General features: G+C 32.5%; 21 protein-coding genes. 7 read left to right on the top strand and 14 right to left on the bottom strand.

What is annotated here, in order from left to right:
* Positions 1–36: 36 nt before the first annotated feature.
* From BUE22_RS02635 to hemN, 3 genes are all read left to right on the top strand, one after another.
* Positions 37–384, top strand: a complete 348-nt coding sequence (locus BUE22_RS02635; protein ID WP_042564205.1) for a hypothetical protein — start codon at positions 37–39, stop codon at positions 382–384.
* A 114-nt stretch (positions 385–498) separates the two neighbouring features.
* The gene (locus tag BUE22_RS02630; RefSeq protein ID WP_073393596.1) at positions 499–969 is read left to right on the top strand and encodes a hypothetical protein; all 471 of its coding nucleotides are present in this window, start codon (positions 499–501) and stop codon (positions 967–969) included.
* Between the two features lie 127 nt (positions 970–1096).
* Positions 1097–2461 carry an oxygen-independent coproporphyrinogen III oxidase gene (gene hemN / locus BUE22_RS02625; RefSeq protein WP_073393594.1) on the top strand — a complete coding sequence of 455 codons (1365 nt, stop codon included), beginning with the start codon at positions 1097–1099 and terminating at the stop codon, positions 2459–2461.
* A gap of 2 nt (positions 2462–2463) precedes the next feature.
* Here the strand turns inward: hemN and BUE22_RS02620 are convergent, their stop codons facing one another.
* The 8 genes from BUE22_RS02620 to BUE22_RS02585 form a co-directional block, all read right to left on the bottom strand.
* The gene (locus tag BUE22_RS02620; RefSeq protein ID WP_073393593.1) at positions 2464–3165 is read right to left on the bottom strand and encodes a sulfite exporter TauE/SafE family protein; all 702 of its coding nucleotides are present in this window, start codon (positions 3163–3165) and stop codon (positions 2464–2466) included.
* 11 nt (positions 3166–3176) lie between these two features.
* The gene (locus tag BUE22_RS02615; RefSeq protein ID WP_073393591.1) at positions 3177–3626 is read right to left on the bottom strand and encodes a FixH family protein; all 450 of its coding nucleotides are present in this window, start codon (positions 3624–3626) and stop codon (positions 3177–3179) included.
* Between the two features lie 11 nt (positions 3627–3637).
* Complete coding sequence (ccoG, locus tag BUE22_RS02610; protein ID WP_073393589.1) at positions 3638–5056, bottom strand: cytochrome c oxidase accessory protein CcoG; 1419 nt, start codon at positions 5054–5056, stop codon at positions 3638–3640.
* A 6-nt stretch (positions 5057–5062) separates the two neighbouring features.
* Complete coding sequence (locus BUE22_RS02605; protein WP_073393587.1) at positions 5063–6001, bottom strand: cbb3-type cytochrome c oxidase N-terminal domain-containing protein; 939 nt, start codon at positions 5999–6001, stop codon at positions 5063–5065.
* Between the two features lies 1 nt (position 6002).
* Positions 6003–6197: a cytochrome c oxidase subunit IV gene (locus BUE22_RS02600; RefSeq protein ID WP_042564198.1), complete on the bottom strand. Its 195-nt coding sequence runs from the start codon at positions 6195–6197 to the stop codon at positions 6003–6005.
* Between the two features lie 7 nt (positions 6198–6204).
* On the bottom strand, positions 6205–8388 hold the full coding sequence (gene ccoN / locus BUE22_RS02595) for a cytochrome-c oxidase, cbb3-type subunit I (RefSeq protein ID WP_073393585.1): 2184 nt from the start codon (positions 8386–8388) through the stop codon (positions 6205–6207).
* Positions 8389–8390: 2 nt separating this feature from the next.
* Positions 8391–8582, bottom strand: a complete 192-nt coding sequence (ccoS, locus tag BUE22_RS02590; protein ID WP_042564196.1) for a cbb3-type cytochrome oxidase assembly protein CcoS — start codon at positions 8580–8582, stop codon at positions 8391–8393.
* A gap of 114 nt (positions 8583–8696) precedes the next feature.
* Positions 8697–11084 carry a heavy metal translocating P-type ATPase gene (locus tag BUE22_RS02585; protein WP_073393583.1) on the bottom strand — a complete coding sequence of 796 codons (2388 nt, stop codon included), beginning with the start codon at positions 11082–11084 and terminating at the stop codon, positions 8697–8699.
* A 203-nt stretch (positions 11085–11287) separates the two neighbouring features.
* Here BUE22_RS02585 and BUE22_RS02580 point away from each other — a divergent pair, with 203 nt between their 5' ends.
* On the top strand, positions 11288–11968 hold the full coding sequence (locus BUE22_RS02580; RefSeq protein WP_073393581.1) for a Crp/Fnr family transcriptional regulator: 681 nt from the start codon (positions 11288–11290) through the stop codon (positions 11966–11968).
* Here BUE22_RS02580 and mazG read toward each other — a convergent pair whose 3' ends face one another.
* The 3 genes from mazG to def all read right to left on the bottom strand — a co-directional run bounded on the left by mazG (position 11969) and on the right by def (position 13979).
* Positions 11969–12739 carry a nucleoside triphosphate pyrophosphohydrolase gene (gene mazG, locus BUE22_RS02575; RefSeq protein ID WP_073393579.1) on the bottom strand — a complete coding sequence of 257 codons (771 nt, stop codon included), beginning with the start codon at positions 12737–12739 and terminating at the stop codon, positions 11969–11971.
* 99 nt (positions 12740–12838) lie between these two features.
* Positions 12839–13324: a DUF5606 family protein gene (locus BUE22_RS02570; RefSeq protein ID WP_073393577.1), complete on the bottom strand. Its 486-nt coding sequence runs from the start codon at positions 13322–13324 to the stop codon at positions 12839–12841.
* Between the two features lie 64 nt (positions 13325–13388).
* The gene (def, locus tag BUE22_RS02565) at positions 13389–13979 is read right to left on the bottom strand and encodes a peptide deformylase (RefSeq protein WP_042564191.1); all 591 of its coding nucleotides are present in this window, start codon (positions 13977–13979) and stop codon (positions 13389–13391) included.
* Positions 13980–14178: 199 nt separating this feature from the next.
* On the opposite strand from def, the gene BUE22_RS02560 reads away from it, so the two are divergent.
* Entirely contained in the window at positions 14179–16401 is a 2223-nt protein-coding gene (locus BUE22_RS02560) for an FUSC family protein (RefSeq protein WP_073394257.1), read from the top strand.
* 39 nt (positions 16402–16440) lie between these two features.
* Here BUE22_RS02560 and BUE22_RS02555 read toward each other — a convergent pair whose 3' ends face one another.
* The 3 genes from BUE22_RS02555 to BUE22_RS02545 form a co-directional block, all read right to left on the bottom strand.
* Complete coding sequence (locus tag BUE22_RS02555) at positions 16441–17937, bottom strand: malate:quinone oxidoreductase (protein ID WP_073393575.1); 1497 nt, start codon at positions 17935–17937, stop codon at positions 16441–16443.
* A 123-nt stretch (positions 17938–18060) separates the two neighbouring features.
* On the bottom strand, positions 18061–18477 hold the full coding sequence (gene ruvX / locus BUE22_RS02550; protein ID WP_073393573.1) for a Holliday junction resolvase RuvX: 417 nt from the start codon (positions 18475–18477) through the stop codon (positions 18061–18063).
* 170 nt (positions 18478–18647) lie between these two features.
* The gene (locus BUE22_RS02545; protein ID WP_073393571.1) at positions 18648–19283 is read right to left on the bottom strand and encodes a PAS domain-containing protein; all 636 of its coding nucleotides are present in this window, start codon (positions 19281–19283) and stop codon (positions 18648–18650) included.
* A 274-nt stretch (positions 19284–19557) separates the two neighbouring features.
* Here BUE22_RS02545 and BUE22_RS02540 point away from each other — a divergent pair, with 274 nt between their 5' ends.
* Both BUE22_RS02540 and BUE22_RS02535 read left to right on the top strand, forming a co-directional pair.
* The gene (locus tag BUE22_RS02540; RefSeq protein WP_073393569.1) at positions 19558–20373 is read left to right on the top strand and encodes a 2,3,4,5-tetrahydropyridine-2,6-dicarboxylate N-succinyltransferase; all 816 of its coding nucleotides are present in this window, start codon (positions 19558–19560) and stop codon (positions 20371–20373) included.
* Between the two features lie 120 nt (positions 20374–20493).
* On the top strand, positions 20494–21564 hold the full coding sequence (locus tag BUE22_RS02535; RefSeq protein ID WP_073393567.1) for a glycosyltransferase family 9 protein: 1071 nt from the start codon (positions 20494–20496) through the stop codon (positions 21562–21564).

Here is a 21564-nt window from a genome sequence, read left to right as displayed (position 1 = left end):
TTCGTTTATTGTATTTTATGAACTAATTTCGCCACCATGAATTGGATTCGTAAAACAATTATTTTTGTATCACTTTTGATCATCACTTTATTTGCTTTTCAGGCAAATGAAGCTGGTGTACCAAAAATTGAAAATAAAAAAACGAATCCTGCCTTTTCAGTAGAAAATGTTGACACATCAGAATTTATACAACCACAAGCCAGTTATCATTTTGCGGCTAATATAAAAACAAGCCAATCAGTTTTAATTAAATGGTTTGAAACTTTATTGATGACAATTCCCGGTCATCAGGTTGTAAAATCAACAACAAATTTTGCCAATCAATTCTCAAATCAGAGTAAGAAAATATCTTTATTGCTCTATCCCTTCCATTATTTCTGGTAATTAAATTAATGAAACTTATCGGGAAGAATATCTTCTTCCAAAATTAATCAGGCCGTTTTCAACAACGAAAACAGTTTGTTATTTCATGTAATTTAATTCAAATTTAAAAACATAATGGATACAAGTGTAACTGTAATTGGTATTGTGATTGCGATCATAGTAGCCATTCCGGTATATTTTTCTGCACGAACAAGTGCTGCAAACAAATCAAAGATCTTAAATATCAAAAAGAAATTCAATCCGGTAAATCCGGAAGATTTTGATTTAACAGAATCTCAAAGCAATAAAACGCTGACGATTGATCAAAAAAACAGAAAATTTATTTTAATGAATTTCAATCCCAATAAACAAGAATCAACGTTTGTAGATTTAAAAACGGTTTCATCCTGCAAATTAATTCCAACTACTGACGGAAATTCAGATACAATCTTAAAAATTGATTTCGAGTTTCAGGAAAAAGAAACATCAAAAAAAATCACGATTCCATTCTACGATTTTGACGACGACAGAATTAAGCAAATAAGTGCTTATCAAGATCATCAGTTTGCAAAAAAATGGCTTAAAATCATTCAGGATTCTATTTAGTGTTAGTTATTTAATTCAGTAAAAAGAGGCTCATTTTGAGTCTCTTTTTTTTTACGATAAATATGACATTTATCATTTTATATTTTAAGCCTGTTAATTAATTTTGATAGTCCAAAAATGTACTCTTATGAAGATTTCACTGATCCAAAAATACAATGTCCCTGGTCCAAGATATACGAGCTATCCAACTGTTCCGTATTGGAACGAAGCTGGTTTTAGCCAGGAAAAATGGATAGAATCGTTTCAGAAAGCTTTTTCAGAAAGCAATTCTGAAAACGGAATTAGCTTGTACATTCACTTGCCTTTTTGCGAAAGCATGTGTACTTTTTGCGGATGCAACAAACGTATCACAAAAAATCATTCAGTCGAAGAAACTTATATAAAAGCGCTGCTAAAAGAATGGAGCCTTTATTGCAGATTACTTCCGGAAAAACCCTTAATAAAAGAGATACATTTAGGCGGAGGAACACCAACATTTTTCTCAACAAATAATTTAGAACATCTTATAAATGGCATTTTTTGTTTTGCCAATAAGGCAAAGAATTACGAATTTAGTTTTGAAGGGCATCCAAATAATACAACTTACGAACAGCTTAAAAAATTATATGATTTAGGCTTTCGCCGAGTAAGTTTTGGCGTTCAGGATTATGCTGAAAAAGTACAGAAAGCAATTCATCGTATTCAGCCTTTTCACAATGTTGCAAAAGTAACTTTTTGGGCAAAAGAAATTGGATACACTTCTATAGGTCATGATATTATATTCGGACTGCCATTTCAAACAATTGAAGATGTTGTGGATACGGTTGAAAAAACAAATTCATTAAGACCAGACAGATTAGCTTTTTATAGCTATGCACACGTGCCATGGATAAAAGGAAATGGTCAGCGTGGATTTGATGAAGAGAACCTTCCAAAAGATGCCGAAAAAAGAAAACTATACGAAATAGGAAAACAAGTACTTTCTAAAAATGGTTATCACGAAATTGGAATGGATCACTTTGCATTACAATCAGATAGTTTGTATAAAGCATCTCAAAACAAAAAGCTTCATAGAAATTTCATGGGATATAGTGCCTCAAAAACACAATTGATGATTGGTTTGGGTGTTTCATCGATTAGCGATAGCTGGTACAGTTTTGCACAAAACACTAAAAACCTGGAAGATTATTATCAATTATTGGAATGGGATAAACTGCCTGTTGTAAAAGGGCACATTCTTGATAATGAGGATTTGATTATTCGAAAACATATTCTAAATCTAACATGCGAATTTGAAACTTCATGGAGCAATGAAGATCTTTATTTTAAAGATCTTGGAAATGTAATCTCAGATTTAAAAGAAATAGAAAACGACAATTTAATTGTGATTGAAGAAAATAAAATTAAAATTACAGAAGCCGGAAGGCCTTTTGTACGCAATATTTGTATGGCTTTTGATTTACATTTAAAAAGAAAATCTCCAGAAACCAGCTTGTTTTCTATGACGGTTTAGATTTAGTGACAATTAGGAGCTTGCTGCACAAATAAACTCATATTTGATGGAGATAAATACGGAATTCCAAGTCCCAGACCTCTAAGAATAAATAAAATACCAATAATCACAGCAACATAAGGAATTGCTTTTTGTATTTTATTTCTAAAAGACATTTTTAATAAAGAATGTAAATATACTACCGCCGTCATTAAAGGAATGGTACCTAATCCGAATAAAAGCATGTACAAAACTCCATAACCCGCACTTTGCATTGCTATTGCTCCAAATAAAGCTACATAGACCATTCCGCATGGCAAAAAGCCATTTAAAAGCCCGATTATAAAAAGCGATTTATAACTTTTGTTTTTAAAATGACTTCCTAAATTAGATTTGATTTTTGAAATGAGCTTATAAACGGGTTTTGAAAAATTGTATTCTGAAAATATTTTTTCCGGAATCAAAACAACGATTATCATCAATATTCCAATAAAAATAGACATTTTTTGTTGTAACCCCGCCAGAAAGAAACCTCTCCCTAGTAATCCAAAGATTAACCCAATTGTTGCATACGCTGTTAAGCGGCCAATATGATAGGTAACAATTTGAGTTGTTTTCTTCACTTCATTTTGATGATCTACAGGCAACATCATGGCAATTGGACCACACATTCCTATACAGTGAAAACTACTAATTAGTCCGAATATGAAAGCAGAATACAACATTTTTCATCTTATTAATTTACATAAACAACCTCTTTTGACAAGTATTTTTTACCATCGTATTGCCATTCCATATTAACATCCCAGCGGCCTTTGATGAGTTTGTTTTTAGGAATTAATAATGAAGATTTTGTTAAAGCGATAGGCGTATTAAAATCGAATTTCTTGTTTGAAGGTCTGTATAATAATATGTTTCCTTTTATTTTATCACTTTCAAATTTTACAGGAAAAATTATTTCTACTCCGTCCGCAACATATTTTATAGTTGGTCTTTGCTGCAAATCATGTGCATTTTGAATTCGGGCCATTTCATCCTGAAAATGCGAGTCATGTTTGTAATATTCCTCTACAACCAAATCATTATCATATTTACTATTTGACTGTACTTCAAAAACAAAATATAGAATAAAGGTCATAAATAACCCAAATGCTATCACTATTCCGGTTCCCCAATTTATTTTCATGGTATTATTTTTTAATTAAAACTTCGCGGTCCTAAAAAGTTTGTTGTGGTGGTTTCAAGCAACTCATTTCCGTTATAAACACCTATTTTTACTTTGGTTTTATCACTTTCTAAAATAGCCTGATCAATTTCTATAAAAAGAGTTCCTTGCGAAATTCCTTCTTTTATAATTTTAAAATGCTCACTACCAACATTTTTAATATCTCCTTTTTGATCAATCAATTCAAAATGAATATCATTATAATCCTTCATTGTTTTATTGACGATCTTATAGGTATAAACATTACTAATTTTATCGCCTTTATGTTGAAAAAGCTGTCCCGGCAAACGCAAAATAATAGCCTGAACATCGGCACGTAAAAAAAGCATTCCAACAAAAACACTCAATAAAATAAATAAAACCGCAGTATAACCTTTCATTCTGGCAGTAAACCTGAAAGGCTCCTTTTTTACAATTTCATCTTCAGATGCATAACGAATAAGTCCTTTGGGCAAACCAACAGAATCCATTATAGAATCACATTCATCAATACAAGCAGTACAATTTGTACATTCTAATTGTGTCCCGTTTCTAATATCGATTCCCATCGGGCAAACATGCACACACTGATGACAATCAATACAATCTCCCTTTCCGGTAGTAGCCCTGTCTTCCTTTTTATTAAACTTGGCACGTCCTTCTTCTTTTTCACCTCGCACAAAATCATACGCGACGTTTATCGATTTATTATCTAAAAGTACGCCTTGCAAACGACCGTATGGACAGGCAATGATACAAACCTGTTCGCGAAACCAGACAAAAACAAAATAAAAAACGCCTGTAAAAATTAGTAACGCAATAAAATTACTGGCTTGCGAAATAGGACCTTGCTCAATCATTAAAAAAAGAGCATCGCTGCCAACCAGATAAGCCAGAAAAACATTTGCTATACCGAAAGAAATTAGAAAAAAAACAGTCCATTTAATGACTCTTTTTCTAATTTTTTCAGAATTCCATTCTTGTCTCGACAATCTTAATTGTGCACCACGATCACCGTCTATCCAATATTCTATTCTACGAAAAACCATTTCTAAGAAAATAGTCTGCGGGCAAATCCACCCACAAAATATTCTTCCAAAAACTACTGTAAACAATATTATAAAAACAATACCAACGAGCATTGAAATTACAAAAAGATAAAAATCCTGTGGCCAAAATGGAAAACCAAAAATATTAAAACGACGTTCCAAAATATTGAACATCATAAATTGATTTCCGTTTATTTTTATAAATGGATTAGCAACTAATATTGCCAATAGCACATAACTAACCCATTTTCGATAATCATAGAATTTACCAGACGGTTTTTTAGGAAAAATATATTTTCTCTTACCACCTTCGTCAATAGTTCCAATGGTATCTCTAAATGCTTCGTCTGGTAAATTTGACATGACTTATTATTTTTTAACTTCTGTACTATCAGCTGGTTTTCCATTTGCTATATCGGGGTGCGGAGCGTTTTCATCAACCCAAACTTCCCCTTCTGCTTCTTTTGGATCTTTTGGATCACTTCCTTGTAAAGACAAAATATAACTGGCTACTTTTTGAATTTCTTTAGGTTTTAAGGTTCCTTTCCATGAAATCATCCCTTTACCATCACGGCCTCCATTTGTTATAGTATGAAACAAGTTTTTAATTCCGCCTCCTAAAATCCAGCGATCATCTGTTAAGTTTGGTCCGATTTGTCCACCACCATCAGCTCGGTGACAAGCGGCGCAATTTGTTATGAAAATTTCTTTTCCCGCATCTAAATTTTCTTTATCGGTAAGCAAAACAACTGTTTTTTCATCCATTAAATCAGGTGCGGTTTTAAGATATTCATCAACATCAATTTTCGCCTGAGCCATTTCTTTTTTAAGCTCCATTTCCTGATCATCGGCACCAAAAACATCATAACGGGCAACATAAATTACTCCAAAAATAATGCAGGCATAAAACAGATAAACCCACCATGGCGGCAAATTATTATCCAATTCCTTAATTCCGTCATAATCATGATCCATTAGCAAAGCCCCTTCATTTTCGATAGGCTGGGTTTTAGTAAGCTTATGCATTAGATCTTTGTACCAGGTACTTTCTTTTAGACTTAAACTGTTTTCATAGTCTGACTGCGCCTTTTCTTCCGGTGACATTAATTGATACATCACACGATTTACAGCACTTAACGTAATTTCAATTGCAATTAGAATGAAGAGAAATACAAATAAAAAAACTGAAACCATTGGGTATTTTATAAAAGCGGCTCTGTCACCTGAATCTATAAAATACTCCATCAATCCGAAAACGATGAAGAAAATCACCGGTACTCTTACATATACTGGGAAAAATTTTTTCATTTTAAATATCTTTTGAAATTAAACTATTTCCTTCATCTAAAGGTATTTGACTCATCTCCTTAATTTTTTCTTTTTTATATGTAAAGACCCAAAGACCTAAGAATACAAAAAAGAAGAAAAATATCAGCAGAGAGAGAATCGGGTAAATTTCGATACCCGATATATTCTCCATATTGTGTTTTATTTGTTCGAACATAATACTATTATTTAGTCTCTTTTACTTTTATATCTGTTCCAAGTCTTTGTATATATGCAATTAAAGCAACAATTTCTCTTTCATTCATAGGAACAAATTTTTCTCCTCTTGCAGCAGCATTTTTCTTGCTTTCCTCGTAACTTTTCACAAAATCAGGATCGTTTTCTAAGTTTTTCTCGATTGATATTGCCTGAGTTCTTAATGTTTGCTGCGCATTTGAAATTTCAGATTCAGAATACGGAACACCTAAAGAAACCATTGCCTGCATTTTCTTTTGAGTTAAAGAAATATCCATTGGTTTATTATCAAATAACCATTTATAACCTGGCATAATTGAACCTGCAGAAATACTTTGTGGATTCCAAAAGTGGTTAAAATGCCAATTATCATTATATTTCCCACCAATTCTCAACAAATCAGGACCTGTACGTTTTGATCCCCAAAGGAATGGATGATCGTATACAAATTCACCTGCTTTTGATTGTGGTCCATAACGCTCCACTTCACTTCTAAATGGTCGAACTGATTGTGAGTGACAGCCTACACAGCCTTCTCTGATATATAAATCACGGCCTTCAAGTTCTAAAGGTGAATACGGTTTAACACTTGAAATAGTAGGAATATTAGATTTTACCATAATTGTTGGTACAATTTGAATTACACCTCCAATTAAAATGGCAATGGTTGCCAAAATGGTCAATTGAATTGGTTTTCTTTCTAACCATGAATGGAATTTTTCTCCATTTATTCTACCACTGCTTATTCTTTGTAATGCCGGAGCCTGAGCTAATTCATCTTCAACAGTTTCACCAGCTTTAACTGTCATGATAATATTGTAAACCAATGTAAGCATCCCAACTAAATACAAAGTACCTCCAATTGCTCTCATCCAATACATTGGCATGATTTGCGTAACGGTTTCAAGGAAGTTTCCGTAAGTCAAAGTACCATCAGGGTTAAATTGTTTCCACATTGAGGCTTGAAGAAACCCTGCAACATACATAGGTAAAGCATATAATATAATTCCTAATGTACCAATCCAGAAATGGAAATTAGCCAATTTAGTAGAGAATATTTTACTTTTTGTCATTCTTGGAACTAACCAATAAATGATACCAAATGACATGAAACCATTCCATGCTAAAGCTCCAACGTGTACGTGAGCAATAATCCAGTCCGTATAGTGTGCGATAGCATTTACATTTTTTAACGAAAGCATCGGGCCTTCAAAAGTTGCCATTCCGTATCCGGTAATTGCTACTACGAAAAACTTTAAAACCGGCTCTTCACGCACTTTGTCCCACGCACCTCTTAAAGTTAAAAGTCCGTTGATCATTCCTCCCCAAGATGGTGCGATCAACATAATAGAAAATGCTACTCCTAAGTTTTGCGCCCAGTTTGGTAAAGCTGAATATAATAAGTGGTGTGGTCCTGCCCAGATATAAATAAAGATCAAAGACCAGAAATGTATAATTGATAAGCGATAAGAATAAATTGGCCTATTGGCAACTTTTGGAACAAAGTAATACATTAAACCTAAAAATGGTGTCGTTAAGAAAAACGCAACTGCATTATGTCCATACCACCATTGTACAAGTGCATCCTGAACTCCTGCGTAAACTGAATAACTTTTAAGAGCAGAAACCGGAAGTTCGATATTATTGAAAATGTGTAAAACAGCAACTGTTACAAACGTAGCAAGATAAAACCAAATAGCTACATACAAATGACGTTCTCTACGTCTTAACATTGTACCTATCATGTTGATTCCCATTACTACCCAGATTAACGCTATGGCAATATCAATTGGCCATTCTAATTCAGCATACTCTTTTGAAGAAGTATATCCTAAAGGCAAAGTAATAGCAGCGGCAACAATAATAAGCTGCCATCCCCAGAAGTGTAAATTACTTAAAAAATCACTAAACATTCTGGCTTTTAGCAATCGCTGTAACGAGTAATACATACCCGCAAAAAATGCATTTCCAACAAAGGCAAAAATAACCGCATTGGTGTGCAAAGGCCTTAAACGACCATAACTAAGCCATGAGATCCCATCTGTCATGTTGGGAAAAAGGTACATAACCGCCAGGGTTAGCCCCACTAACATACCCACAACTCCAAAAAGGATAGTGGCGTAAATGAATTTTTTTACAATTTTGTTGTCGTAATAAAACTGTTCCATTTCCATAATTATACTTGTTTTTCTTCGGTTGGTGAAATATTATTTTTTGAAGTAATTTTGGTCTCGTCATCAAAAAGCATTCTGACCGAGGGCGTATAATCATCATCATATTGTCCCGATTTTACAGCGACAATAAAAGCAATAAAGAAACAGATTGCGACAAAAATACTTACTGAAATTAATAGATAAATGACACTCATACCCTAAATTTATGTTAACAAAATTAATAGGTAACAGGCTTGTAAAATATGATAATTATCATGATTGAAAAGATATCCTAAAAGTAGGAAAAATTACCTTATTATTATTTATAATTATTTTAAATTACTATTACTGAAATAGTTAGACATAAAAGTCACAAAACTTACAATCGTAATTGTACTTAATGGCATAATAATAGCCGCGACTAAAGGAAGTAAATTGCCAGTAACGGCAAAAGATAAACCAACAACGTTATACAGCAATGACAAAGTAAAACTCATCTTGATTATTGAAATTGATTTATGCGATAATTTCAGGAAATAATCGAGTCGCGAAAATTCGCCTGCATCTAATATTGCATCACAAGCCGGAGAAAAAACATTGACATTTTCTGAAATAGAAATTCCAACATTACTTTGCGCCAAAGCACCGGCATCATTTAAACCATCGCCAACCATCATCACGTTCTGTCCCTTTTCCTGAAGTTTCTTGATAAAATCAAGTTTCTGCTCTGGTTTTTGGTTAAAAATCAGCTCTGTATTTTTAGGCAAAATGGCTTCGAGATTTTCTCTTTCTCCATCATTATCACCTGATAATACTTTGATTTGATATGTTTTACTAAGTTCTAAAAACAACTCTTGCAGACCTTCCCTATATTGGTTTTTAAACACAAACCTGCCATAATAAACATTATCAATTTTAATATGAAGTGAAGTTTTTTCAATTTCTGATGTATCTGAAACCGAATTCCTAACAAATTCAGCAGAACCAATCTGAATTTGTTTATTCTGGATTATTGCCTGGATTCCTTTTCCGGTTATTTCCTGAAAATCATCTGTTTTAATTTTCTTTGTTTCCGGTAAGAAATCATATAACATTCTGCTTAAAGGATGATTTGAAGCCCGAAGTACATTTTTGATAAGCACATTATTTTCTTCAGAAATTAAATCTCCTTCATACGTAATATTGGCTTTTTTATTTGTTGTAATTGTTCCTGTTTTATCAAAAACTATCGTATCAACTTTTGCCAATTGTTCAATTACCAGAGCATTTTTCAGGTAAAATTTTCGCTTTCCTAAAATTCTCAGAATATTTCCAAAAGTAAATGGCGCTGTAAGAGCCAATGCACAAGGGCATGCTACAATAAGTACCGCAGTAAAAACATTAAAAGCAATATTGGCATCAATAAATATCCAATAACCAAAACCTGCAAAAGCAATTAATAATAATATTGGTGTAAAATATCGGCTAATAACATCTGTAATGGTTTTATGTTTTTGATCTACATTTTTTTGAAAGATTTCATTACTCCACAATTGTGTCAGGTAACTTTGTGAAACCGAATGCAAAACTTCCATTTCGATAATTTTACCAATTTGCTTTCCTCCTGCAAATATTTTATCTCCCGATTTTTTAGTTATCGGAACTTCTTCTCCTGTTACAAAACTATAATCGATCTCGGCTTTTTCACTAATCAAAATTCCATCAACGGGAATTAATTCCTGATTTCTGATTAATAAACGATTGCCTTTTAAAATATCATATATAGGAACGCTTTCTTCAGAAATATCCTGATTAATTCTGGTAACTGCAATAGGGAAATAGGATTTAAAATCTCTTTCGAAACTTAAAAAGCTATAGGTTTTAATTTGAAACATCTTTCCGAGCAGCATGAAGAAAACCAAACCTGTTAAGCTGTCAAAAAAACCAGGACCATAATCCATAATCATATCAAAAGTACTTCGGATAAACATGACAATAATCCCTAAAGCGATAGGAATATCAATGTTTAACATTTTAGCTTTAATACTTTTATAGGCAGAAACATAATAACCACTTGCGGAATATAAGAAACTAGGCAATGACAGAACAAAGATTAAAGCTCTAAAGAAAGGTTTATAATTGTCGAGCCAAAACTCTTTTATTTCAAAATATTCAGGAAATGACAGCAACATTATGTTCCCGAAGCAAAAAAATGCAACTCCTAATTTATAAGTAAGCGTTCTGTCAATATTGCTTTTTCCTGTTTCGTAATTTTCTAAACTAATATAAGGCTCATAGCCTATTGAGCTTAGCAAATACACAATTGTTTTAAGGGAAACAACATCTGAGTTATAGGTAATTCGAACTCGTTTTTCGGGAAAATTAACCTGAGAAATACTTATTCCTGACTGTAATCGGTTTAGGTTTTCAAGAATCCAAATACAAGAACTACAATGAATGTGAGGGATGTTTAATGACGCAATGGCTGTGTTTCCTTCTTGAAATTCGAGGACTTTTGATAAGATGGCTTCATTATCAAGGAAATCATATTTACCCTGAATATCTTGTGGAGTAGCGCCAGGGGATTTTTCAAAATCGTAATAGCAGGTTAGATCATTAATACTAAAAATTTCGTAAACTGTTTTACAGCCATTACAACAAAACTTTTTTTCATCAAAATTGATTTCTTCATTTTTATCTATGGTCAAGCCACAATGAAAACAACCTTGCTCGTTCATAATTTGTTTTTTTTAACTTATGCAAAGTTTATAAATTGCAAAAGACTATAAATATGACATTTATCATAGTTTAATAAATTATGATTCTAATTTAGTAAAATAAAAAAGGTAAATTACTGACGTACATTTTTTATTATTTTTTTTATCGAATAATTATGTAATTAGATACTAATATTGGTTAATTTTGCATAAAATTTCTTGTCATGAGTAAATGTGACCAATGTATCGTACGCCAGCTTACTTCTTTACAAGCCTTAAATAAAGATGAAGTCATTAAACTTGCCAATAGCAAAACTACTTATACCATTAAAAAAGGAGACGCTATTTTTGAGGAAGGTGAAGTAACCAATGGTGTTTTTTGTGTTAAGGATGGAGTTGGAAAACTTTCAAAGCTGAGCGCCAACGGAAAAGACCAAATTATAAAACTCGTTAAATCTGGAGAACTTTTGGGGCAGCGTTCTATGATTAGTAACGAACCTGCTAATTTAACTGCAAAAGCTGTTGCTGATATGGAAGTTTGTTTTATTCCAAAATCTGAAATCATTGGCTTTTTTAATAACAATAATCAGTTTTCTATGAAGTTGATGCAATCTGTTTGTGAAGATTTGAAAGAATCTGAAAACGATAAAATTGCATTGGTACAAAAAACCGTAAAACAAAGACTGGCAGAAACATTGCTTTATTTACATGATTTTTATGGAGAAAACGCTGATAAAACATTAAAAATACAACTTACCAGAGAAGAATTAGCCGGTATGATCGGAACTGCTACTGAAAGCTGTATTCGTTTATTGTCTGATTTTAATAAATTAGAATTGATAGAATTGGTTGGTAAAAAAATTGTTCTTAAAAATGTAAAAGCATTAAAAAAAATAGCTGATTAATCAGAGTTTTTTAGCTTCATTCCAAAAAACATCCATTTCTGCAAGTGTCATATCCATTAAAGGTTTTCCTAATTCACCTGCTTTACTTTCAAGGTATTGAAAACGTTTAATAAACTTTTTATTTGTTCGCTCTAAAGCATCTTCAGGATTTAAATTTAAAAATCGGGCATAATTAATCATGGAGAATAATACGTCTCCAAATTCAGCCTCTATTTTATCCTGATCGCCGGCAGTAACTTCTGCTTGCAATTCTTGTAGTTCTTCCTGAACTTTATCCCAAACCTGATGTGGTTCTTCCCAATCAAAACCTACACCTTTTACTTTATCCTGAATTCGGCTTGCTTTTACAAGTGCAGGCAAACTTCTTGGAACTCCTTCTAAAACAGATTTTTTACCTTCTTTTAGTTTTAGTTTTTCCCAGTTTTGTTTTACTTCTTCTTCATCTTTTACAACCGTATCACTATAAATGTGCGGATGGCGATGAATTAGTTTTTCGCAAATTTCATTACAGACATCTGCAATATCAAAATCATTGGTTTCTGAGCCTATTTTTGCATAAAAAACGATATGCAGCAGTAAATCTCCTAATTCTTTTTTTACTTCATTTAAGTCATTGTCCAAAATAGCATCTCCTAATTCATAAGTCTCTTCAATTGTCAGATGTCTAAGGGTTTGCAAAGTCTGCTTTTTATCCCAAGGGCATTGTTCGCGCAACTCGTCCATAATAATTAATAATCTCTCGAAAGCCTGAAGTTGAAGTTCTTTACTCATTTTGATGTTTTTTTGGGTTGTAAACCTAATATTGTAAAAGTAAAAAATCCTGTTAAGAAAACTCTTAACAGGACTAGTATATTTAATTGAAGATATTTACTATTCTTCTTTTTTTGCTTTTGCTTTTTTTGCAGCCGGAGCTTTCTTTGGTTTTTCTTCAACAACTGGAGCTTTTTCAGCAGTTTCAGCGGGAGCCGGAGCTAAATCTGTAACTAAACCTTTTGCCTGAAGTGTATTATACCAGTTTAATACTTTTTTAATATCTGAAGGATAAACTCTTTCTTCATCAAAATCCGGTAAAATTTCTTTAAAGTAAGCTGTTAATGCAGCATTATCTTCTTTGTGCGAAATCGCCTGACCATTTTTCTCTTTCTTCGCAATAATTTGCATTACTTCTGTTAAAGGTTTTTCTCCTTCGTAAGTGTAAATTGAGATCTCAGATAGTAAGCTTACATTACTTTTTAAGTTTACTGTAATTTTTTTACCGTCTATTAATGATTCTGCCACAAAACCTGTACGAGTTTGCACTTTCAATACATATAAACCAGGTTTCCCTGAAATGGCTAAAATTTTCTCTAAATTCATGTTTATTAAAATTAGTATTAAGAATTTCTTTTTTGTTTAATGTTCTTCGCTAAGAACATCGTTTTTATCTTCCTTTTTTTGCCGCTGCAAACTTCATTCTATATTCCTGAAAAGTTTTACCTTCAGTAATATTTTTCAATTTCTTTTGAATCAAACGCTTTTTCAAAGAAGATATTTTATCTGTAAACAAAACACCTTCAATATGATCGTATTCGTGTTGAATAACTCTTGCAATCAATCCGTCAAAAACTTCGGTTTTCATTACAAAATCTTCTTCACAATATTCAATTGTAACAGTTGGTTTTCTGTAAACATCTTCACGAACATCCGGTATACTTAAACAGCCTTCGTTAAAACTCCACTCCTCACCTTCTTCTTTAACAATTTTAGCATTGATAAAAGTTTTCTTGAAACCTTTTAGCTCTTTTTGCTCTTTTGTCGAAACATCTTCATCATCGCTAAAAGGCGTCGTATCAATAACAAACAAACGAATCGCTATACCAACCTGGGGTGCAGCCAGACCTACGCCATAAGCGTTGTACATGGTCTCGTACATGTTTGCTATTGTTTCTTTTAAACCGGGATAATCTGGCGTAATCGCCTCACCCACTTTTCTTAAAACAGGATCACCATATCCTACAATTGGTAAAATCATTACTATTAATTTAAGTATTATCTACTGAAAAAGATCGAAAATTTATTCTTATAATTCAGTTTGCAAAAATAGTAAAAAATAGTCAATGAATAATTGTAAACACAGATTAATCTCATTTTTGCTTTATGCTCAAAAACTCATCCATAATTGTGCCAAAGTTATTCGTACAATTCTTACCTTTGCTAGTAAACCTGATTATATGTACGAACGTATCACGAAATTTACCAACAGCACTTCTTTTTTAAATGCTTCAAAAGTAACTATTGCTTCTGTTGTTCCTGTTTTAATTTTGAACTTTCTGGGATATTTTGAACTTGGTTTTACAATTGCTTTAGGTGCTTTTTTTACATACCCAAGTGATATCCCGAGTACTTTAAAGCATAAGATCAAAGGACTTATAGTTGCTTCTTTTATTGTTTCGGGTGTTAATTTATTGGTCAATTTTGCTTATCCGTATCCGTTTTTATTTTATCCGTTTTTAGCCATATTACTTTTTTTATGTTCGATGATTTCTGTTTACGGGCAAAGAGCGACTTTAGTATCTTTTTCTGCTTTACTTTCTATTTCGTTATCATTTGGGCATTTACATCAGGGCTGGGAAGCTATTGAATATGCTGGTCTTATTTTTATTGGAGGTATTTTATATCTAATAGTTTCACTTGTTTTTCATTTTGTGCAACCTTATAAGTATGTTGAATTGCAGATTGCCGAAGGCATTAAATTAACGGCAAAATATTTAAAATTAAGAGGGGATTTATGGAGCCCCGAAGCTAAAAGAACCGCCATTATTGAAAAACAATTAGCTCTTCAGGTAGAATTAAATTTAATTAATGAAGATTTAAGAAAGGTACTTATTGGAAATCAAAATACTTCTGCTGCAACCAGTCAGAACAGAAAAATGTTACTTGTTTTTATTACTTTGATCGAAATTCAGGAATTAGCATTATATACCTCATTTGATCATAGTAAACTTCATGAAAAATTTGACAGACATCCGGAAGTTTTACGCACTTATCAGAATGTCGCTTATAAACTGGCTTCGACCTTAAAAAAACTTTCTAAAAATGTACATCATATTGCCGTTTATGTTGACAAACATGATTTGAAAAATGAGCTTGACGCACTTGAATTTGCCATTTTTGATTATGAAAAAACATTAGGAAAAGAAGCAGCTGCCGAAGGTGTTTTAATGTTAACCAACATGCTTAAATATGCAAAAAATCAAGTTGGAAAAATCAAGACTATTCAAAGGGCATTTTCGCTCGCAATGCAATCTTATAAATTAAAAGATAAGGATAAAGAACTGGAAAAATTCCTTACACCTCAATATTACCCGTTTCGAACATTGGTAGAAAATATGAGTTTTTCATCTTCAATTTTCAGGCATTCGTTACGTTTAACGATTACTATTTTGATTGGTTTTATTGTTGGAAAATTTCTTCCTTTTCAAAATGTTTACTGGATTTTGCTAACTATCGTTGTAATTATGCGACCTGGTTATGGTTTGACAAAAGAAAGATCTTATAATCGAATTTTCGGAACTATTTTAGGAGGATTACTTGCTTTCGGAATTGTTTCATTAGTTCAAAATCATGTTGCACTGAGTATTTTTTCTATTGTTTGCATGTTACTCGGAATTTCATTTACACAAATCAATTATAAAATAAGTGCCACTTTTGTAACGATGTATGTGGTTTTTATTTACGGAATTCTAACACCAAATGTTGTTGAAGTTATTCAGTTTAGGATATTAGATTCTCTTACAGGTGCTGTTTTGGCCTTTTTGGCCAATCAGTTTTTATGGCCGGCATGGGAATTTATAAATACACCGATACATATTGAAAATTCTATACGCTCTAATAGAAATTACTTAAAAGAAATTGCCGATTTTTATAATAAAAAAGGAGAAGTTCCTACTTCTTACAGATTAGCCAGAAAACATGCCTTTGTTGAAATTGGAAATTTAATGACTTCGTTTCAACGCATGATGCAAGAGCCAAAATCAAAACAAAAAACAATGCCTTTGGTGAACAAATTAGTAGTTTTAAATCATTCTGTACTTTCTGCATTGGCTTCTTTATCAACTTATATTCAATCGCATCAGACAACTTCTGCCTCAGAATCGTTTAATTATATTATAAAGACCATTCTATTAAATCTTGATCATTCGATTTCAATTTTAAAAAATGAAGCTATTGTAACCGATACTTTTTTTGATAAGGAAGATGTGACTTTGCAATTTGAAGAACTAAAACGCATCAATTTTAATCGTTTGGCTACAGATGATGAACTTGATAAAGAAACGCGTCAGGCTAAAATGCAGGAAGCCTCTATGGTTATCGAACAATTAATCTGGATGAGCAATCTTGCAGAGAAAATTTTGAAAAACACGAAAGATCTTAAAACAACAAATCCAGATTAATTCATCTGGATTTGTTGTTTATATAAGAATTAAAATATCTTAATTATTCAATTTTAAAACTTCAGAAGTATGCTTTCTGATTTCTTCTAAAAGCTCTGGTTTATCATTTAATGTTTTCCCGTAAGAAGGAATCATATTTCTCATTTTAGCTTCCCATTCCGGTGTTTTAATTTGGTTGGTAAAACATCTGCTAATTAAATCAATCATAATCGAAACTGCTGTTGAAGCTCCTGGAGAAGCTCCTAATAAAACGGCTAAAGTTCCATCATGTGTATTAATTACTTCTGTCCCAAATTCTAAAACTCCACCTTCTTTTTCGTCTTTTTTAATAACCTGAACACGTTGTCCTGCTCTTTCTAATTTCCAATCTTTAGAGCGTGCCGTTGGTAAATATTCACGAAGTGCATTCATTCTGTCTTTTGGAGACTGACGAACCTGCTCTATCAAATATTTTGTTAATGGTATATTGTGATATCCCGCTGACAACATCGGAATTAAATTGTTTGCTTTTATAGATAACGGTAAATCAAGATAAGATCCGTTTTTTAAGAAACGTGTCGAAAATCCTGCAAAAGGTCCAAAAAGAAGTGCTTTCTCTCCATCAATTACACGTGTATCAATATGCGGAACTGACATTGGCGGAGCACCAACACTTGCTTTTCCGTATACTTTTGCCTGATGTTTTGCTATAACTTCCGGATTGGTACATTTCAACCATTGCCCACTTACCGGGAAACCGCCGTAACCATTTCCTTCGGGAACATTTGCTTTTTCTAATAATGGTAATGAACCTCCACCTGCTCCAATAAAAACAAATTTGGTATATGCTTTACGTTTTTGACCAGTAGCCAAATCAGTAATTTTAATTCGCCATAATTTATCTTCGCGTTGTTTTAGTTTTTTAACCTCATGGTTGAAGTGTAAAGAAACACCCTCCAGTTTTTCTAAATAATTAAACATGCTTCTGGTTAATGCACCAAAATTCACATCGGTACCAATAGCCATATGTGTGGCAGCCAATTTTTCATTAGCTTCTCTTCCTTCCATTACAAGTGGCATCCATTCTTTTAATTGCTCAAAATCAGTACTAAATGTCATTTGAGAAAAAATTGGATTGCTTTGTAAAGCTTCAAATCTCTTTTTAAGATATTCTACATTTTTATCTCCCCAGACAAAACTCATATGGGGAACACTTTTTATAAAATTATCAGGAGACGGAACTTTGTTTTGCTGTACTAAGTACGCCCAGAATTGACGTGAAACCTCAAATGATTCTGCTATACTTATTGCTTTTTTAGAGTCAATACTTCCATCAGCTTTTTCGGGAGTGTAATTTAATTCACAAAAAGCAGAATGTCCTGTTCCTGCATTATTCCAGGCATCAGAGCTTTCGGCAGCAGCAACATCTAGTCTTTCGTAAATTTCAATTTTTATATCAGGTTGCAGCTCTTTCAAAATTAATCCAAGAGTTGCGCTCATAATTCCAGCTCCAATAAGCACTACTTCACTATTGGAACGTATTGTATTGTCAGGCATAACAGTAATTTATTTTTAAAGTGCAAAGGTAATTTTTATAATTGCAAAAAAAAACTAAAATAGCATGATAAAAGTTATGTTTTTCTAAAAATTAAAACATCATAAGATTATGATTAAAAAAAACTAAAATCGTTTTGAAGAAAGATAATCCTGGAGCATTATTGTAGCAGAGATTTCATCAATTAAACCTTTGTCCTGACGTTTCTTTTTACTCAAGCCGCTATCTATCATGGTTTGAAATGCCATTTTTGAAGTAAAGCGCTCGTCTACACGAACAACTTTCATATCCGGAAAAATATTCGAGAAATGAGTTACAAATCCTTTGACTATTGAAGCACTTTCTGAAGGCTGACCATTCATTTGTTTTGGTTCTCCAATTAAAACAGCTTCGACTTTTTCTTTTGCAAAATAATCTTTCAGAAAATCAATTACAGTATTAGTTGGAATCGTAGTTAAACCCGACGCTATTATTTGCATTTCGTCAGTAATAGCAATTCCTGTTCGTTTTTGTCCGTAGTCTATAGAGAGAATTCTTGGCATTTTTTAATTTTTATCAAAGATAAGTTATTTTAGTTTTTTTTCGAATTCTCGGCAACCAGAAAAAATATAAATTTAAATTCATAAAAAATCCGCTTTGAAAACTCAAAACGGATCCTTTTCCCAAATATTTAAAAACCTAAAAATTCAAATATCTAAAACCTAAAAAAATATTATCTATTAAATAAACGTTTAAAAAAACCTCTTTCTTCTTCCTCTTCTTCAATATGCTGTTCTTCATACTGAACAAATTTTGCATGACCTTTTTCATGTTCAAAAATCAACTCTTTGATGTATTCTACGTAGCTTTTCTTTTTTTCTTCCAAAAAACCAATTAAATATTTTTCACTAAATTCTACTCCGCTTGCCGCTTCAATTTGCAGTAATTTTTTATACAACGGCTCAATATGCAAGGCAACAACTTCCTGTGGAACGGCTTGTCTTCTTGCGAAGTAATTTACAATTACATCATTTTCATCACGCGAAATCTCAAAATCAGTAATTACCCAATAATACCTTCCAGATTTGGCTAAGTTTTTTACAATTGCATGAAAGTTTTTTCCGTTTTTTAGATTTTCCCAAAGCACTTTAAAAATCACTTTTGGCATATCCGGATGGCGTATAATATTGTGTGGCTGCCCCATTAATTCATAATCTTCGTACCCCGAAACATCGACAAATACTTCATTGGCGTATTCTATAATACCAAATGCATTTGTTTTACTCATAATAACCTGAGTTTTGTCCCACGAAACTTCTTTATCTATAATAGTTCGCTGTTGTCTCTGAAGTTGATTTTCCTGATTCATATGTATGTAAATTTGTTTCTGGATTGGCATTTAATAATTCATTTGATGTTTGAATTATGCGGCGAAATTAAGTTGAAGGAAAATCACAAAACCTGACTTATGTCATATTTTGATATTAAAAAAACTTTTAGAGGTTGTTTATAACTTTTATCAACTGAAACAAATCGTAATATTTATCAAATTAAAAACAAAAAGTTACATCTGTAACATTTTCAAAGGTTTTTACTTTTTTGCTTTTACCCAAATACGCTATCTTTGCAAAAAATTAAAACTTATGAATTCTTTACAGACTATAATTGAACAAGCTTGGGAAAACAGAGCTTTATTACAAGAAACAGCAACAACTGATGCTATTAGAGAAGTTATTGAATTGGTTGATGCAGGAAAATTACGTTGTGCTGAACCAGTTGGTGACAAATGGCAGGTAAACGAATGGGTAAAAAAGGCTGTTGTAATGTATTTTCCAATTCAAAAGATGGAAACATGGGAATCTGGTATTTTTGAATATCACGATAAAATGTTGCTAAAAAGAAATTATGCTGAAAAAGGAATTCGTGTAGTACCAAATGCTGTGGCACGTTACGGAGCTTACATTTCAAGCGGTGTGATTTTGATGCCAAGTTATGTAAATATTGGTGCATATGTAGACGAAGGGACCATGGTTGATACCTGGGCTACTGTTGGTAGTTGTGCTCAAATTGGTAAAAATGTACACTTAAGTGGCGGAGTTGGAATTGGTGGAGTTTTAGAACCTCTTCAGGCTGCTCCAGTAATTATTGAAGACGGTGCTTTTATTGGTTCTCGTTGTGTTGTTGTAGAAGGTGTACATGTTGGTAAAGAAGCTGTTCTTGGTGCCAATGTTTGCTTAACTGCTTCAACTAAAATTATAGATGTAACTGGTGACGAGCCTGTTGAAATGAAAGGTTTTGTGCCTGCACGTTCTGTTGTAATTCCTGGAAGCTATACTAAAAAATTCGCTGCCGGAGAATTTCAAGTTCCTTGTGCTTTGATTATCGGTACTCGTAAACCATCTACAGATTTAAAAACTTCATTAAACAATGCACTTCGTGAGTACGATGTTGCTGTATAAAAGTTTAAGATAAAAGAAAATTTACATTTTAATAATCCAAATTCCGATCAATAATATGATTGGAATTTGGATTTTTTTGCTTCAATTTGTAATCGCTTAAAAAAAGATTTAATTCTATCTATGAAGATACTTGTAATTCAGCAAAAAATGATTGGTGATGTTTTAGTCAGCAGCATTATATGCAACAATTTGCGTACTGCCTATCCTGACGCTCAAATCGATTATTTGGTTTATTCTTCAACAACTCCTGTTTTAGAAGGCAATTCAAGTATTGATAATATTATTCTTTTTGAAGAGAAACATCGAAAAAGCAAAAAGGAATTATTAAATCTTGCCTTTCAGATTCGTAAAGAAAAATACGATCTGTTAATCGATGCTTATTCAAAATTAGAAAGCTGGATTTTGGTTTTATTAAGTAATGCCAAAAGAAAAATATCATATAAAAAACCGGGAAGAAACTTTCTATATACAGACAACGTTCCGTTTGAACCTTTTCCTAAAACAAATTTAGGCTTGGCAATAGAGAGGCGACTTTCGTTATTGGAACCTTTGGATTTAAAAATTAAAATAGATCCTATCCCTAAATTGTTTGTTTCAGAAAAAGAAAATCAGGAAGCGATTGCAGTTTTTGAAAAACATCTGGTTCGAAAAGATCGAAAAACAGTTATGATTAGTCTTTTGGGAAGTGAAAAGCTAAAAACATATCCTTTAGACTTCATGGCAAAAGTTATTGATTATGTTGCTGATAATGCCGATGTAAATATTCTTTTCAATTATTTCCCAAAGCAGCTCGAAGAGGCCAAAACTGTTTTTAATGCCTGCAAGCCTTCAACTCAGGAAAAAATTTATTTTGATTTACTAGGGGGCGATTTACGTTCTTTTATTGGTATTGCAAACCAATGCGATTTTATAATTGGTAATGACGGAGGAGCTATAAATATGGCAAAAGCGCTCGAAAAACCTTCGTTTATTATTTTTTCTCCGTGGATCGAAAAGAAAATCTGGGCCACCTTTGAAGACGGAATCCATCATCTTTCGGTACATCTAAAAGATTATCGTCCTGATTTATTTGAAAATAAAACTGAAAAAATGCTCAAAAAAGACGCATTATCTCTATACAAAGAATTTAAACCAGAATTTTTTGCAGCTAAAATTGAGTCTTTTTTAATCCAAAATCTTAGCACAAAATAA

Origin of the sequence: Flavobacterium pectinovorum, from assembly GCF_900142715.1 — a bacterium.
Lineage (GTDB): Bacteria > Bacteroidota > Bacteroidia > Flavobacteriales > Flavobacteriaceae > Flavobacterium > Flavobacterium pectinovorum.
This window is presented reverse-complemented; position numbering and strand designations above follow the sequence as displayed.